We start from the raw sequence: 13,669 nt of genomic DNA, 5'->3' as shown, positions 1-13,669 counted from the left end.
CTGCGCCGGCGGGCGCGGATTCTCCCCATGTTTGACGCCGACGCACCGGAAATCGCCGGCAATTTCGGGGGACGCGCCGGCGGCCTGTCGCAAAGGCGGGGAATTTCCGCCGCGGAGTTACGCGCCGGCGGGCTAGTCCTCGGCCGGTTTCAGCAGCAGGGCGGCGTGGTCCGGGACGTAGCGGAAGAGATCCCGCGGCGGGCGCGTGTAATTGACGGCGTGCGGCCTCTCCGGCAGGGTCACCGGCTCCGTCCGTACTTCCGTGTAGTCGATGCTGGAGAGCAGGTGGGCGATCATGTTGATCCGGGCCCGGCGCTTGTCTTCTGCCTCGACCACAAACCACGGCGATTCGGCGGTGTCCGTCTGCATGAACATGTCGTCCTTGGCCCGCGAGTAGTCCTCCCACCGCAGGATCGCTTCCCGGTCCATCGGCGAGAGTTTCCACTGCCGCAGCGGGTCCTCCAGCCGGGACCTGAACCGCCGTTCCTGTTCCGCGTGGCTGATCGAGAACCAGTATTTGAACAGCAGGATGCCGTCCTGGATCAGCAGCCGCTCAAAGACCGGGCACTGGGACATGAAGCGCTTGTGCTCAGCGGGCGTGCAGAATCCCATCACCCGCTCGACGCCGGCGCGGTTGTACCAGGAGCGGTCCATCAGGACGATTTCACCGGCTGCCGGCAGATGCTGGACATAGCGCTGGAAATACCATTCACCCCGCTCCCGCTCGGTCGGCGCCGGCAGCGCCACGATCCGGGCAACGCGGGGATTCAGGTACTCGGTGACCCGCTTGATGGCGCTGCCCTTGCCGGCGGCGTCGCGGCCCTCGAAGATCACCAGCACCCGCGCGCCCGTGCTGCGGACCCATTCCTGCAGCGCAACCAGCTCCGCCTGGAGCCGGGTAAGTTCGGCCGCATAGACGCCGAGCGGCAACCGCGCTGGCTGCCCTGGGTCCTCTCCCGGGCCGGCCTTCCGGCGCGCCAGACCTTTGCCGGCACTGCCCTTGCCGGCGCCTGCCTTGCGATGTGCCATGGTTCCCGCCCCAGTAGTGGCGGCTGACTTCCAGCCGCCTGCCCTGCCGCGCCCATTCTTGCGGAGCGGCCGGCTGCCCACAAGGGGACCTCGGCCCGGGGACACCGGTAAGCCCTCGCTCCTATGCTTGGGCCCATGGAAGCCACCACGCCGGCGCAGCCCATCCTCACGGTCACCGTGAACCCCGCCCTGGACATCAGCACCACCACCGAGGTGGTCTCCAGCGGTCATAAGCTCCGCTGCGGCCCCAGCCGTCTGGATCCGGGCGGCGGCGGAGTGAACGTGGCCCGTGTGGTTCAACGGCTCGGCGGACGTCCCCTGGCGGTCTACACGGCGGGCGGCCCGACGGGCGAGGCGTACCGGCGGCTGATCGAGGCGGAGCGGCTCGCCACCCTGGTAGTGCCGATCCAGGGCAGCACGCGGCAGGACTTCACGGTGGATGAGACGTCCACCGGGAAGCAGTTCCGCTTTGTCCTCCAGGGGCCCGAGTTGAGTGAGCCGGAATGGCGTCTGTGCCTGGCCCTGGTGGCGGATTCCATCCAGCCGGGTGGCTACGTGGTGGCCAGCGGCAGCCTTCCGCCCGGGGTGCCGGACAACTTTTACGCGGAGGTGGCCCGGCTGGCGCGCGAGCAGAATGCGCGGTGCGTGGTCGACGCCTCCGGGCCTGCCTTGGCCGCTGCCCTGTCCGAGGGGGTGTTCCTGGTCAAACCGAGCCGGCGGGAGCTTGGGCTGCATTTCGGCACCACACTGGACAGCGAGCAAAGCGAACTCGACGCTGCCATGGCCCTGGTGGCCGACGGATCCGCCGAACATGTCGCATTGACCCTTGGCGGGCAGGGAGCCGTTCTTGCTTCCAGCGGCGGTACGCTCCGGCTGGGCGTGCCGCAGGTGCGGGTGCAGAGCACGGTCGGTGCGGGCGACAGCTTCCTGGCAGCCTTCGTGCTCCGGCTGGCACAGGGTCGAACCCTGGCCGATGCCTTCCGCTCGGCGGTCGCCGCCGGAAGCGCAACCGTCACGACGCGCGCCACCGAACTGTGCCACCGGGTCGACGTCGAGCGGCTGGAAGCTGAACTCGCCGAACAGGTCCTCGGGGCTTAGCCGCCAAACCTGCGCACCGCTGGCATGATGGGCCGCATGGGGGAAAACAGAACACGCTCAAGACCGAAGCCGAGCAGTTTCAAGGAGCCATCCGGGAGGGTGGTATCGCTCCTGGTCTGGGCCGGCAGCGCTGCCGCCGTTGGCTGGCTGTTGCTCGCGGGAAGGGGCGGGGCCGCTGTAGCGGCCGCTCCGTGGCTGGCTGCCGCGGCACTCCTGGTCTATCTGACGCAGTGGCAGCCAAGGCTGATCGTCGGAGCCGACGGGTTTGACGTGGTGAACGGCCTCCGTCGGCACCGGATCCCGTTCGCCGCGGTGGACGACGTCGAGGTCCGCTATACCGTGACGGTGAAAGCCGCCGGGAAGAGGTACGTCAGTTGGGGCGCCCCGACGCCGCCCAGCGCCTTTGGCGCCGGGTTCGAACAGGCCCGGGACTGGAAGGAACGCCCCTTCGGGATGCTTCCGTCCAATGAGCGGATGGGCCAGTCTCCGACGCCGGGCGGACGGGATGCGATTGTCAGGGCCTGGCAGGATGCCCGCCAAGCGAGCGGGACGGGGGGCTCCGGCTGGAGTTCGGCCGACCGCACGGTCGTCTCCGAATGGAACGTCCCAATGCTGGCCCTGGGGCTGCTCCTCGCCGGCTGGTGCCTGGTCTCGGTGCTCTTCTGAGAGCCGAGGATCCGGCGGGCTAAGGCATCACCTTGTACAGGTCGATGACGGTCTCTTCCGGCGGGGAGCTAAAGCCGCCCTCGATGCCTGCCTGCATTTTGGGCATCAGGATGCCGTCACGGAATTTCTCCCAGCTCTCCTTCGAATCATGGACCGCCATGATCGTCCAGCCTCCGGCTGAAGCGCCGCCGGCATGGAAGACTTGACCCTCCGGCAAGCGACCTTCGCCGGGATGGACCGCGGCAATGGACGCCTCGTACTGTTCCTTGGTTCCCCCCGGGAAAAAGTGCACAACTCCGTAGGCCATTTCTGCTCCTCGAATGGTGGGCCTTAGCTGACGAGTCCAGTCGTAGACCTGGTGGTGTCGCCTGTCAATGAGCTGGGAATCCGGCCGACCTCGTCAGCGTGGCACGGTCAGTGCGCACCAGTCAGCGCGGCACGATGGTCTGCTGCCCAGGGCAGGCACCAAGAACCCGTTTCATCGCGTCCTTTTCGGCCGGCGTCACCCACAGCCCGTAGGCGGCCTTCACCGAGATTTGCCGGGCCACATAGTGGCAGCGGAACGCCTTGTTCGGCGGCAGCCAGGTGGCGGCGTCGGACGCGCTCTTGTCCTGGTTGGCCTGACCGTCAACGGCGATGAGGTTCAACGGATCGTTGGCGAGGTGCTGGCGCTGAAGCGGACTCAGCTGCTGGGCCCCCTTTTGCCAGGCGTCACCCAGCGCCACGACGTGGTCGATCTGCACCGCCTTGCTGGAATCCGCTCCGCGCCGGAAGGCCATGGTCCGCCCGGTGTAGGGCTCCTGGAAGCTCCCGGATCCGACCCGGCAGCGGGAGCCTTCGGTGAACCTGGCGCCGGCCAGGTCGCGGCGCAGGATGTCGTTGCGGGTGTCACAGCCGTTGCGGTCGACGTCGAGCCACGCCTGGCCAAAGACACTGCGGTTGTAGTTGCCGCTGGCCGCACGCCCCTTGACCGGCAGCACCGCCAGCACGTCCACGGCGAGTCCGGACGGTACGGCCCGTACCGGCGCGACCGGTTTCATCCAACCCGCCGCCAGCACGGGAGCTTCGGTGGGGCCCGCCATCCTCGGCTCTGCGATGGCGAACTGGCCGGCGGTGAAGAACCAGCCGAGGCCACCCAGCAACGCCAGCAGCGTGACGGCCAGCAGCGCCCAGGCCTGGCGGGACCGGCGCCGGGCGCGCCTGAAGTCTCGCCAGGTGATGGTCAAGGAAGTTCCCGGGAGGGGTGGGACTGCTGCACCTCATCAGCCTAGGCCGGGGCACCGACAGCGGGCCGGTTGTCCACAGTGTGCAGGACAGGTCAGGTCACGCCCCGGGATTAGCGGCCGCACAGCCGCCTGCTGGTCAGTGCCGTGCGGTCACTGTTCCTTGGTGACCCTGCGGAGGTCCTCCTCGGCGAGGTTCAGCAGCGCTTCCAACTGGCTGACCCGCGCGTCGTCGATCTCGCCTGCCTCGCGTTTGGCGCGGGCGTCGTCGAGGAGGCGCTTGGCTTCCTTGGCGTTCCGCCGGGCAACATCGAGGGCATGTTCCAGGGTGGTTTCGTGCTCCACAGCCGAGTTCTGTTCCATGGCTCCATTGTGGTTCCCTTTCCCGGCCGATTCCAGCGAACCGGCCGGGAAGGTCCAAAGTGGGGCTACCCGACCTCGACCGGCAGCCCGGCAGCTTCGAGGGTCGCGGCCGCGTCCTTGGCCGGGAACGACGGCGGGTTTACGCCGGCCATTTCCTCCATCACGCGGACCACCTGGCAGCTGTAACCGAATTCGTTGTCGTACCAGACGTACAGGACAAGGTTCTTGTCATTGCTGATGGTGGCCAGGCCGTCGACGATGCCGGCGCGGCGGGAGCCGACGAAGTCGGTGGAGACAACCTCGGGCGAATCGATGTAGTCGACCTGCTTGCGGAGCTCCGAGTGCAGCGACATCTCCCGCAGGTAGTCGTTGACCTCATCCTTGGTGGTGCCGTTTTCCAGGCTCAGGTTCAGGATGGCCAGCGAGACGTCCGGGGTGGGGACGCGGATGGAGCTGCCGGTCAGTTTACCCAGGAGCTCGGGCAGGGCCTTGGCGACAGCCTTGGCGGCACCGGTTTCGGTGATGACCATGTTCAGCGCGGCGGAGCGGCCCCGGCGGTCACCCTTGTGGAAGTTGTCGATCAGGTTCTGGTCGTTGGTGAAGGAGTGGACCGTCTCAACGTGGCCGTGCACCACGCCGTAGCGGTCGTTGATCGCCTTCAGTACCGGCGTGATGGCGTTGGTGGTGCAGGACGCCGCCGAGACGATCTTGTCCGAATCCGTGATGGTGGCGTGGTTGATGCCGTGCACGATGTTCTTCAGCTCGCCCTTGCCCGGGGCGGTGAGCAGAACGCGGGAAACGCCCTTGCTCTGCAGGTGCTGGGAGAGGCCCTCGGCGTCGCGCCAGCGGCCGGTGTTGTCGACCACCAGGGCGTCGTGGATGCCGTAGGCGGTGTAGTCCACCGTGGCCGGGTTGTCCGAGTAGATGACCTGGATCTGGACGCCGTTAGCGGTGATCGTGTCGTTCTCGAGGTCCACCTTGATGGTGCCTTCGAAGGACCCGTGCACCGAGTCACGGCGCAGCAGGCTGGCGCGCTTGGTGAGGTCGTTGTCCGAACCGCGGCGCACCACGATGGCGCGCAGGCGCAGGCCGTGTCCGCCGCCGGCCTTCTCGATCAGGAGGCGGGCCAGGAGCCGGCCGATGCGGCCAAAGCCGTAGAGGACGACGTCGGTGCTGGTGCGGTCGTCGCCGCCGCGCTTGCCGACAACTTCGGCCAGCTCCTCGCGCAGGAAGTCGTCCAGGCTGATGCCGTCGCCTTCTGCGCGGTACTTTTCGGTCAGGCGGGCAATGTCGATGGCTGCCGCGCCGAGGTCCAGCTTGGTGAGGGCGTCCAGCAGGGGCGCGGTCTCTTCGAGGCGCAGCTCTTCCTTGCTCATCCGGCGGGCAAAACGGTGCGCCTTGAGGATGTTCATGGTGGACTTGTTGATCAGGCTCCGGCCGTGGATGGACGTCACCACGTTGTTTTCGCGGTACAGCCGGCCGATCACCGGAATCATGGCCTCGGCGAGCGCCTCCCGGCCCATCCACGTATCAAGACAAGAATCTGACGTCTGGCTCACAGAACTACCTTCCTAAAATCCACCACATACGTCCTCGTATGCGGAAGTCGGCTGCCGGCGGATCTCCGGAACCTGGACGCGGCGGGGATTCGGTCCACCCCGCGCGCCTGCATGGAGCGCAAAGAAAAAGCCACCGGCTGCGAACGCAGACCCGGTGGCAGAACATCTACGTTCGCTATCCATTCTAGAGCGGGGCGCCGGCCCCGGGTGCCGGAGGCGGCGTGAAATCACTCACACGAGCCGGGTCCGCCGCGTCACGCAGCCCTTGACGTAGGATGTCCAGATGGGACTCATAGTTGCACTACTTGTCATCTGGCTCATTCTTTCGATCCTGGGCTTCGTCGTGAAGGGCCTGCTTTGGCTGGCCGTCATCGGCCTGGTCCTGTTCGTCGCCACGGCGGCGTGGGGCTGGGTGAAGCGGAAGGCCAAGGCCTGATCCGAAACCTACGGCTTAAACGAGGGGGCTGGCACCACACAGTGCCAGCCCCCTTTTCGTTTGCTCCGGGGCCGCCTGCATCTCGGTCCCAGAGTTGAGTCCAACTGCTACGGCCCAGCCGTAAGCTCTTCTCACCCGTGAAGCCTTGGAGGCTCAGGGGACCTCAGGTGCAACGACGCCGAAATGTGTTTCCCCCAAGGAGGGCGTTGGTGGATGAATCCATCCCAAGTCCGGTACCCCCGCCGTGTACAACGTTGTTTCGAACAACCGGAGAGCTAGTCCACTTAAGGTAAATGTTGACAGACTTTTTCGAACACGTCTGCCTCAAGACGTTGTCGCTTATTTGGATGCCGCGAAGGGGCGCTGTGGAAGTACCGTTCACAGCAACGTCGTTGCCGATCAGGTTCGGGTTTATTTCGTTTCCGATAATCCTGACGTCCTGAGACCGGATCACGTCGATTGCCGAGCTAGGGTATTTGGGGGCCGACGGTAGGTCAAAGTTCAGTTTGTTTCGTTCGACGGCCACGTCTGAAGCTTGGACCTTGATAAACCGGCGGGATACGTTACGGATCGTGTTGTCGCTAATCGTCACCTTTCCAGAGTTGAAAGGATTCGCCATGCCGTCATAGAACAGCACGTGGATTGCGTCGCCTTCTTCACCGGTTATGTTCTCGATGAGATTGTTGGAGATGTACGACTCGGCAGAGGCCGGGCCCCTAGCGTTGAGTCCGATCCCGCGAGAGAAACCGGGACCGTTCCCTCTTGTCTTGTCACCAAGGCTGACCACGTTCCGAACAACGTTATTGCGGACGAGCGCGCCCCCAGTAGTAGTTATGTCTATCCCGCGGGCCGACTGCGTGACTGACCGGAAGTTCACATAGCGGCCATTCTCGATGACTGAGCCGGACCCAGTCACTCTCAAGCCGTACGCAGCCTTGTTGTTGCCGTTAACGTAGACACTGACCCGGCTGTTATTTCCGGTCACTGTCAACGCTGTGATGTCGACACCGTCCGCAACAATTTTCGCGTTCATAGTGTTGAGCGTCCGGCCGTCACCATCGAGCGTTAAGCCATGGGTAATCCGGAAGGACCCCTCTGCGAGCAGCGAGCCCCCCGCATTTAGCCAGGCTTGGAGAGCAACTGTATCGTCCGTCAGGCCATCCCCCTCAGCGTTGAACGGTGGATTCTTGGGATTCAGGACAAGTTCGTCAACACCGGTCTTGCTATCAAGACGCGGCTGCTCCCTGTCTGCCGCGCGTATCGGGTGGCTTCCTGAAAGGAGCATTACGCCACAGACCCAAACTGCTAAGACCGCCCTCTGAACTCCACGCTTCGACGATTGGGGAGCCGCCCTGTCTCGAGTCGCGTATGGGATGTCACAGGTGCCCAATAAGATCTCCCATTTCTTGTTACGCCACCCGGCGTAATGCGGTGCCAGCCCCTTTTCGTTTTGTTGGATGGGTTGACCGATACGCCGGGTTCTGTGTTCCCGCGCTGTTGCCGGCGCGGGAGTAGCGGCCATCCATCTACGGACGCCGTTGCCGACGCCCTCCAGCAGCCTACCCGGACACTCGGGCGGGCAGCCCTCAAACGTGTCCTGTCTGGCCTTGCTCCGGGTGGGGTTTACCTAGCCTTCCCGGTCACCCGGGAAGCTGGTGGTCTCTTACACCGCCGTTTCACCCTTACCTGCTCCCCCGGCCGTGCGGACACGGACCTGAGGCAGGCGGTCTATTCTCTGTGGCACTGGCCTGCGGGTTACCCCGAGTGGGCGTTACCCACCACCCTGCCCTGCGGAGCCCGGACGTTCCTCGAGCCACTTGCGTGACGCGCGGCCGCCTGGTCAACCCATCCGCTGTTCATTCTACGGTCTCCCCCGGCGGCCACGGCGCACCGGATCCTTTTCGTCCCCCCGGTGGGAGAATGGAAGCAACCACTCCCGCCACGCAAGGAAGCGATTCGGATGGATTTCACCGCCGTCGTCATTTGGCTGCTCGTCGCGGCCCTGCTGCTTATTGTGGCCCGGATGTCGATCCGGATTGTGCGCCAGTATGAGCAGGGCGTGCTGTTCCGGCTGGGCCGGGTGATCGGCGTCCGGATGCCCGGCCTGCGCTTCATCATCCCGGTGATCGACCGGCTGCAGCTCGTCAGTCTGCGGATCGTAACCATGCCGATCCAGTCGCAGGGCATCATCACCCAGGACAACGTCAGCGTGGATATCTCCGCGGTGGCCTACTACCGGGTGATCGACGCCGTGAAGTCGGTCGTGGCGATCGAAAACGTGGCCGCCGCGATCAACCAGATCGCGCAGACCACGCTGCGGAAAGTCGTCGGCCGGCACAGCCTGGACCAGACTCTGTCCGAGACGGAACGCATCAACAGCGATATCCGCGAAATCCTCGACGCCCTCACATTGGAGTGGGGTGTCGAGGTCACGCTCGTGGAGCTCAAGGACATCCAGTTGCCCGAAAGCATGAAGCGTGCCATGGCCCGGCAGGCCGAGGCTGAGCGGGAGAAGCGGGCCAAGATCATTGCCGCCGAGGGCGAGTCGATCGCAGCGGCGGCACTCGGTGAAGCCTCCGACATCATGATGGCGCACCCGCTGGCCCTGCAGCTGCGGAACCTGCAGTCCCTCGTCGAGATTGCGGTGGACAAGAATTCGACCGTGGTCTTCCCGGCGCCGCTGATGAGCACCATCGGCGAGCTGTCCGCGTTCCTGGCCCGGGAGACCAAAGCCGCCCAGGCAACGGTAGCGGCCCCGGCGCAGCCCGCAGTCCCCACCCCCGTGGCAGCCACTGTGCCTTCCCCTATCCCGGCCGCGCCGTCGAAGGTAGCCTGACCGCATGGAACTGCTGCTTCTTGCCGTCGCCGCCGGACTGCTGGTCGTCGCGACCGTCGTGCGTGACCTCCTGACCCGTCGGAAGCACGCGCGGCTGGGCAGCGACCCGGAGTCCGAGCGGGCACGGCGGGACATCCAGCGGGCCAAGACAGTCGGCCAGTCGCATTTCGTGGGCCTCGACAGCACCGGACACCGGCGCTAGCCCGACGTCGGGGCGCGCGCGGCTGGAGCCGCCTGGCCGCCGGTAGGATCGTACGGTGCTAATTCTGCTGCCGCCCTCCGAAGGCAAGACCCCCGCGACCGGCGGCGACGCCGTCGACGCGAGTTCGCTCAGCTTCCCCGGCCTCAACGCCTACCGCGCAAAGGTGCTCGAGGCGCTCGGCACAGTCAGCGCCCACGAGGACGCCCTGGCGTTGCTGGGCGTAGGCGCCTCGCTGAAGGCCGACGTCGAACGCAACACCCGCTTGCACGCCGAGCCTGCCGCACCTGCCCACCAGGTGTATTCCGGCGTCCTCTATGACGCCCTGGACTACCGTTCACTGACTCCGGCGCAGCGGAAGAAGGCGGACGCGTCCGTGCTGGTGATCTCCGCGCTCTGGGGTGCCATCCGCTTCGCGGACCGGGTGCCGGCGTACCGGCTGTCAATGGGCACGGCCCTGCCCGACGTCGGACGGCTGGCCTCCTTCTGGAAGCCGCAGCTAACGGAGGCCCTGGCCGCCGCGACGGACGGCGAGCTGCTGGTCGACTGCCGCTCCAGCACCTACGCCGCGGCCTGGGCTCCCCCGCCCGAGCAGACCGTGGCGGTGAACGTCTTCACCGAGGTCAACGGAGTCCGCAAGGTGGTGAGCCACTTCGCCAAGCACACCCGCGGGGAACTGGCCCGGCACCTGCTGTCCAGGCGCGGCAAGGCCCCGCAGACCCCGGCGCAGTTGCACAAGGCCGCCGCCGAGAAGTGGTCCGCGGAGCTGGTCGAGGGCACGGCCCGGAAGCCGCACACCCTCAACCTCATCCTGCCCAACTAGCCCGGGACAGGCCGGCTAGGCCCACTCGGCGGAGCGGACCAGGATGCACCCGGAGTCGGGGCAAAAGACGATGTCGTCCTCGGCGGCGGCCTTGATCTCGGCAAGGTCGCCGGGGCTCAGCTGCATGCCGGAGCCTTCGGAGGTGCCGTGGAAGAGCCGGGCCGCGCCGACGCCGCGCTTGGCGAGGGTCTTCTCGTAGACGGTGAGCATTCCCGCGTCCAGTCCCTCGGCGAACTCGGCGCGCTGGCCGCGAACCACGGTCATCTCCGCGGCCACTTCGGCGAGCTGCTCGTCCAGTTCGGCGCGGATGGCGCCAAAGGACCCCTGGATGTCGTCAACGATCTGCTGCTGCGTAGCCTGGCGCAGGCGCAGCGAATCCAGCCGCTCCAGGACCTCGAGTTCAACGTCCTCAAGATCCGAGCGACGCTTGTTCAGGGACGCGATATCGCGCTGCAGGGCCACGAGGTCCTTGGACAGCCCGGTGCCGCTGTTGAGCCTGGCCTCATCGCGTTCGATCCGGGAGGCGACCTGCTCGACGTCGGCCTCGGCGCGCTTGAGTTCCAGTTCGGCGTCGTGCACTGCCACCTTCGCGGCGCCAAGTTCGCCGTTGGCCACACTAAGGGCAGCCTCCAGGTCGGTGATCCGGGAGTCGCTTTCAAGGCTGCGGCGGCGGTTGGACAGGGACTTGAGCCTGGCATCGAGTCCCTGCAATTCGAGCAACTTCAACTGTTCCGCCGGTGCTGCCTTGGCCACTATTTCCTCCGCTTGTTCACTTACCGGCCGCAGCCGGGCACCGTACCGGCGCTCCCTAGACTCTAGCGCCTAGCGTGCTCCCCGGCCTCGCTACGCTCACCCGGGGCCCCTCGCACGCCAGGCTTAGCCCGGAGTCAGAATGAAGTCCCAGGGGTCGCTGTTGGTGGTGCTGACCCGGATCTCGATCTCGTGCCCCTGGTCGGTCAGCACATTGCCCAGGGCCTCGGCGGCCGCCGGCAGCCACAGCCACTCGCTCGCAAAGTGCGAGACGTCGATCAGGTACGGCCGGTCATTGACGGCAGCCTCGCGGGCCTCCGACGCCGGATGGTGGCGCAGGTCCGCGGTCAGGTACACGTCGGCGTTGCTCGCGCGGACCTCGTTGAACAGCGAGTCGCCTGCACCGCCGCACAGGGCCACCCGGCGCACCAGGCCGTCCCGGTCGCCGGAAACACGGACCCCGCCGGCCACGGAGGGCAGGATGCCGAAGACCCGCGCGGCGAATTCCCCCAGCGTCTGGACGTCGGCGAGGTCCCCGACCCGGCCGATCCCCTCCTCGGGAAGGCCGTTCGCGGCGGGCGTCAGCGGCACCACGTCCTGCAGGCCCAGCGCGTCGGCCAGCACGTCGGAGACGCCCCCGACGGCGGAATCACCGTTGGTGTGGACGGTCAGCAGGGCAGTTCCGGACTCGATCAGCCGGTGCACCGCCTTGCCCTTGGGGGTGTTGGCGGCAACGGAGGTGACGCCTTTGAGCAGCAGGGGATGGTGCGTTATGAGCAGTTCGGCGCCCCAGTCGACGGCTTCCTCGATGACTTCGAGCGTGGGGTCCACGGCGAAGAGAATCCTGCTCACCTCGGCGGACGGGTGTCCGGCCACCAGGCCCACCTCGTCCCAGTCCTCCGCCAGCGATTCGGGCCAGAGCTCCTCGACGGCCAGCAGGATCATGCCCAGCGTGGCGGCGTCGCCGGCGCTGATGGCTTCGTCGGGCTGCGCTGAAACGTCGGTGTTCTCAGGTTCCATACCCTCATTTTTACCCTATGCGCGGGGCCCGCCACCCCTGCCGGGAGTCCCGGATGCTGGCGGAATGCCGGGTTCGGGAATGATCCGGGCCCTTCGCCCATTGAACAGGACATGAGAACTTTCGTCCTCGGCGGGGGCTGCTTCTGGTGCCTCGACGCCGTCTACCAGAAGACCAGGGGTGTCAGCTCGGTTGTATCGGGCTACACCGGAGGCCACGACCGCAACCCCGACTATTACAGCGTGTGCTCCGGTACCACCGGTCACGCCGAGGTAGTGGCGGTGACCTTCGACGAGGAGGTGATCCCGGCCGAAGTCATCCTGGACATGTTCTTCGCCCTGCACGATCCCACGACGCTGAACCGGCAGGGTTACGACGTCGGCACGCAGTACCGGTCCTCGATGTTCTACGAGACCACCGAGGAGAAGATCCTTTTCGAGGAAGCAATCGGTCGAAACCAGGAGCTGTGGTCTAACCCGATCGTCACCGAGGTGAGCCGCCTGCCGGTCTTCCACGTGGCCGAGGATTTCCACCAGGACTACTACGCGAAGTATCCCGATCAGGGCTACTGCCAGGTGATCATCAACCCGAAGCTGGCGAAGGCCAGGAAATATTACTCTGCATGGCTTAATGCTTAGCTAGGGCCTCGGCGCCCTCGTTAGGCTGACCTTAGAATTCCTCCTCACAGATAGGCATACCTACCCATGGCACGGATCTATGACGATGTTACCCAGCTGGTCGGCGGCACCCCGCTGGTCCGCCTCAACCGGCTGAGCGAAGGCCTGGACGCCACAGTGGCGGTCAAGCTGGAGTTCTACAACCCGGCCAACAGCGTCAAGGACCGGATCGGCGTCGCCATCATTGACGCCGCGGAGAAGTCCGGTGCACTGAAGCCCGGCGGGACCATCGTCGAGGGAACGTCCGGCAACACGGGCATCGCCCTGGCCATGGTCGGCGCCGCCCGCGGCTACAAGGTCATCCTCACCATGCCCGAGACCATGTCCACGGAACGCCGCGTCATGCTCCGTGCCTACGGCGCCGAGATTGTGCTGACCCCCGGTTCCGAGGGCATGCGCGGAGCCGTGGAGAAGGCCCAGGAGATCGTCGCCAACACGGAGAACTCCATCTGGGCGCAGCAGTTCGCCAACGAGGCCAACCCCGAGGTGCACCGCCGCACCACCGCCGAGGAAATCTGGTCCGACACCGACGGCAAGGTGGACATCTTCGTCGCCGGCGTCGGCACCGGCGGAACCGTCACCGGCGTCGGCCAGGTGCTCAAGGAGCGCAAGCCCGACGTGCAGATCATCGCCGTCGAGCCCAAGGACTCCCCCATCCTCAACGGCGGCGCCCCGGGCCCGCACAAGATCCAGGGCCTGGGCGCCAACTTCGTGCCGGAAATCCTGGACACCAACGTCTACGACGAGGTCATCGACGCCACCCTGGAGGACTCGGTCCGCGTGGCCCGCGAGCTGGGCGTCAAGGAAGGCATCCTCGGCGGCATCTCCTCCGGCGCGATCGTCTGGGCGGCCCTGGAACTCGCGAAGCGCCCGGAGAACGCCGGTAAGCTGATTGTTGCCGTTGTCTGCGACTTCGGGGAGCGCTACATCTCCACCGTGCTGTACGACGACATCCGCGGCTAAGCCCAGCCCTGTCCCAAGAATTCGTAGAA

The 13,669-nt window shown here is 66.1% G+C and carries 16 protein-coding genes and 1 other RNA gene; 8 read left to right on the top strand and 9 right to left on the bottom strand.

Going from position 1 to position 13,669, the window contains the following annotated elements; translation table 11 throughout:
* Nucleotides 1-132: 132 nt before the first annotated feature.
* Nucleotides 133-1,029, bottom strand: a complete 897-nt coding sequence (gene ppk2, locus HNO80_RS00345; RefSeq protein WP_175320888.1) for a polyphosphate kinase 2 — start codon at nt 1,027-1,029, stop codon at nt 133-135.
* A gap of 135 nt (nt 1,030-1,164) precedes the next feature.
* Between ppk2 and HNO80_RS00340 the strand changes: the two genes are divergently transcribed.
* Complete coding sequence (locus HNO80_RS00340; protein ID WP_175320887.1) at nt 1,165-2,127, top strand: 1-phosphofructokinase family hexose kinase; 963 nt, start codon at nt 1,165-1,167, stop codon at nt 2,125-2,127.
* Nucleotides 2,128-2,226: 99 nt separating this feature from the next.
* Nucleotides 2,227-2,793 carry a PH domain-containing protein gene (locus HNO80_RS00335; RefSeq protein ID WP_175320886.1) on the top strand — a complete coding sequence of 189 codons (567 nt, stop codon included), beginning with the start codon at nt 2,227-2,229 and terminating at the stop codon, nt 2,791-2,793.
* Nucleotides 2,794-2,812: 19 nt separating this feature from the next.
* On the opposite strand, the gene HNO80_RS00330 is transcribed toward HNO80_RS00335, so the two are convergent.
* From HNO80_RS00330 to HNO80_RS00315, 4 genes are all read right to left on the bottom strand, one after another.
* A complete protein-coding gene (locus HNO80_RS00330; protein ID WP_175320885.1) occupies nt 2,813-3,100 on the bottom strand; it encodes a hypothetical protein in 288 nt (95 codons plus the stop codon).
* A 121-nt stretch (nt 3,101-3,221) separates the two neighbouring features.
* Nucleotides 3,222-4,019, bottom strand: coding sequence for an HNH endonuclease family protein (locus tag HNO80_RS00325; protein ID WP_175320884.1), 798 nt, complete (start codon nt 4,017-4,019; stop codon nt 3,222-3,224).
* Nucleotides 4,020-4,169: 150 nt separating this feature from the next.
* A complete protein-coding gene (locus tag HNO80_RS00320) occupies nt 4,170-4,379 on the bottom strand; it encodes a hypothetical protein (protein ID WP_175320883.1) in 210 nt (69 codons plus the stop codon).
* A 65-nt stretch (nt 4,380-4,444) separates the two neighbouring features.
* Nucleotides 4,445-5,938, bottom strand: coding sequence for a glyceraldehyde-3-phosphate dehydrogenase (locus HNO80_RS00315; protein ID WP_175320882.1), 1,494 nt, complete (start codon nt 5,936-5,938; stop codon nt 4,445-4,447).
* Nucleotides 5,939-6,221: 283 nt separating this feature from the next.
* Here HNO80_RS00315 and HNO80_RS00310 point away from each other — a divergent pair, with 283 nt between their 5' ends.
* Complete coding sequence (locus tag HNO80_RS00310) at nt 6,222-6,374, top strand: hypothetical protein (protein ID WP_175320881.1); 153 nt, start codon at nt 6,222-6,224, stop codon at nt 6,372-6,374.
* Nucleotides 6,375-6,537: 163 nt separating this feature from the next.
* Here HNO80_RS00310 and HNO80_RS00305 read toward each other — a convergent pair whose 3' ends face one another.
* On the bottom strand, nt 6,538-7,659 hold the full coding sequence (locus tag HNO80_RS00305; RefSeq protein ID WP_175320880.1) for a right-handed parallel beta-helix repeat-containing protein: 1,122 nt from the start codon (nt 7,657-7,659) through the stop codon (nt 6,538-6,540).
* Nucleotides 7,660-7,828: 169 nt separating this feature from the next.
* Nucleotides 7,829-8,222, bottom strand: an RNA gene (rnpB, locus tag HNO80_RS00300) — RNase P RNA component class A.
* Nucleotides 8,223-8,334: 112 nt separating this feature from the next.
* Between rnpB and HNO80_RS00295 the strand changes: the two genes are divergently transcribed.
* From HNO80_RS00295 to HNO80_RS00285, 3 genes are read left to right on the top strand one after another with little or no spacing between them, the layout of a single operon-like run.
* Nucleotides 8,335-9,210 (top strand): slipin family protein, encoded by an 876-nt coding sequence (locus HNO80_RS00295; RefSeq protein WP_175320879.1) that lies wholly within the window; start codon nt 8,335-8,337, stop codon nt 9,208-9,210.
* 4 nt (nt 9,211-9,214) lie between these two features.
* Complete coding sequence (locus HNO80_RS00290) at nt 9,215-9,412, top strand: hypothetical protein (protein ID WP_175320878.1); 198 nt, start codon at nt 9,215-9,217, stop codon at nt 9,410-9,412.
* Between the two features lie 55 nt (nt 9,413-9,467).
* Nucleotides 9,468-10,232, top strand: coding sequence for a YaaA family protein (locus HNO80_RS00285; protein WP_175320877.1), 765 nt, complete (start codon nt 9,468-9,470; stop codon nt 10,230-10,232).
* 15 nt (nt 10,233-10,247) lie between these two features.
* Here the strand turns inward: HNO80_RS00285 and HNO80_RS00280 are convergent, their stop codons facing one another.
* Together HNO80_RS00280 and HNO80_RS00275 are read right to left on the bottom strand one after the other, a co-directional pair.
* Nucleotides 10,248-10,985 (bottom strand): zinc ribbon domain-containing protein, encoded by a 738-nt coding sequence (locus tag HNO80_RS00280; protein WP_175320876.1) that lies wholly within the window; start codon nt 10,983-10,985, stop codon nt 10,248-10,250.
* A 123-nt stretch (nt 10,986-11,108) separates the two neighbouring features.
* Nucleotides 11,109-12,002 carry a Nif3-like dinuclear metal center hexameric protein gene (locus tag HNO80_RS00275; RefSeq protein WP_175320875.1) on the bottom strand — a complete coding sequence of 298 codons (894 nt, stop codon included), beginning with the start codon at nt 12,000-12,002 and terminating at the stop codon, nt 11,109-11,111.
* Nucleotides 12,003-12,113: 111 nt separating this feature from the next.
* Between HNO80_RS00275 and msrA the strand changes: the two genes are divergently transcribed.
* Nucleotides 12,114-12,638 (top strand): peptide-methionine (S)-S-oxide reductase MsrA, encoded by a 525-nt coding sequence (gene msrA / locus HNO80_RS00270; protein ID WP_175320874.1) that lies wholly within the window; start codon nt 12,114-12,116, stop codon nt 12,636-12,638.
* 66 nt (nt 12,639-12,704) lie between these two features.
* Nucleotides 12,705-13,640: a cysteine synthase A gene (gene cysK, locus HNO80_RS00265; protein ID WP_175320873.1), complete on the top strand. Its 936-nt coding sequence runs from the start codon at nt 12,705-12,707 to the stop codon at nt 13,638-13,640.
* The last annotated feature ends 29 nt before the right edge of the window (nt 13,641-13,669 follow it).

Origin of the sequence: Arthrobacter sp. C9C5 (genome assembly GCF_013359735.1) — a bacterium.
Classification (GTDB): Bacteria; Actinomycetota; Actinomycetes; order Actinomycetales; family Micrococcaceae; genus Arthrobacter.
Note: the sequence above shows the minus strand (reverse complement) of the source record. Positions and strands in the feature narration are given on the sequence as shown.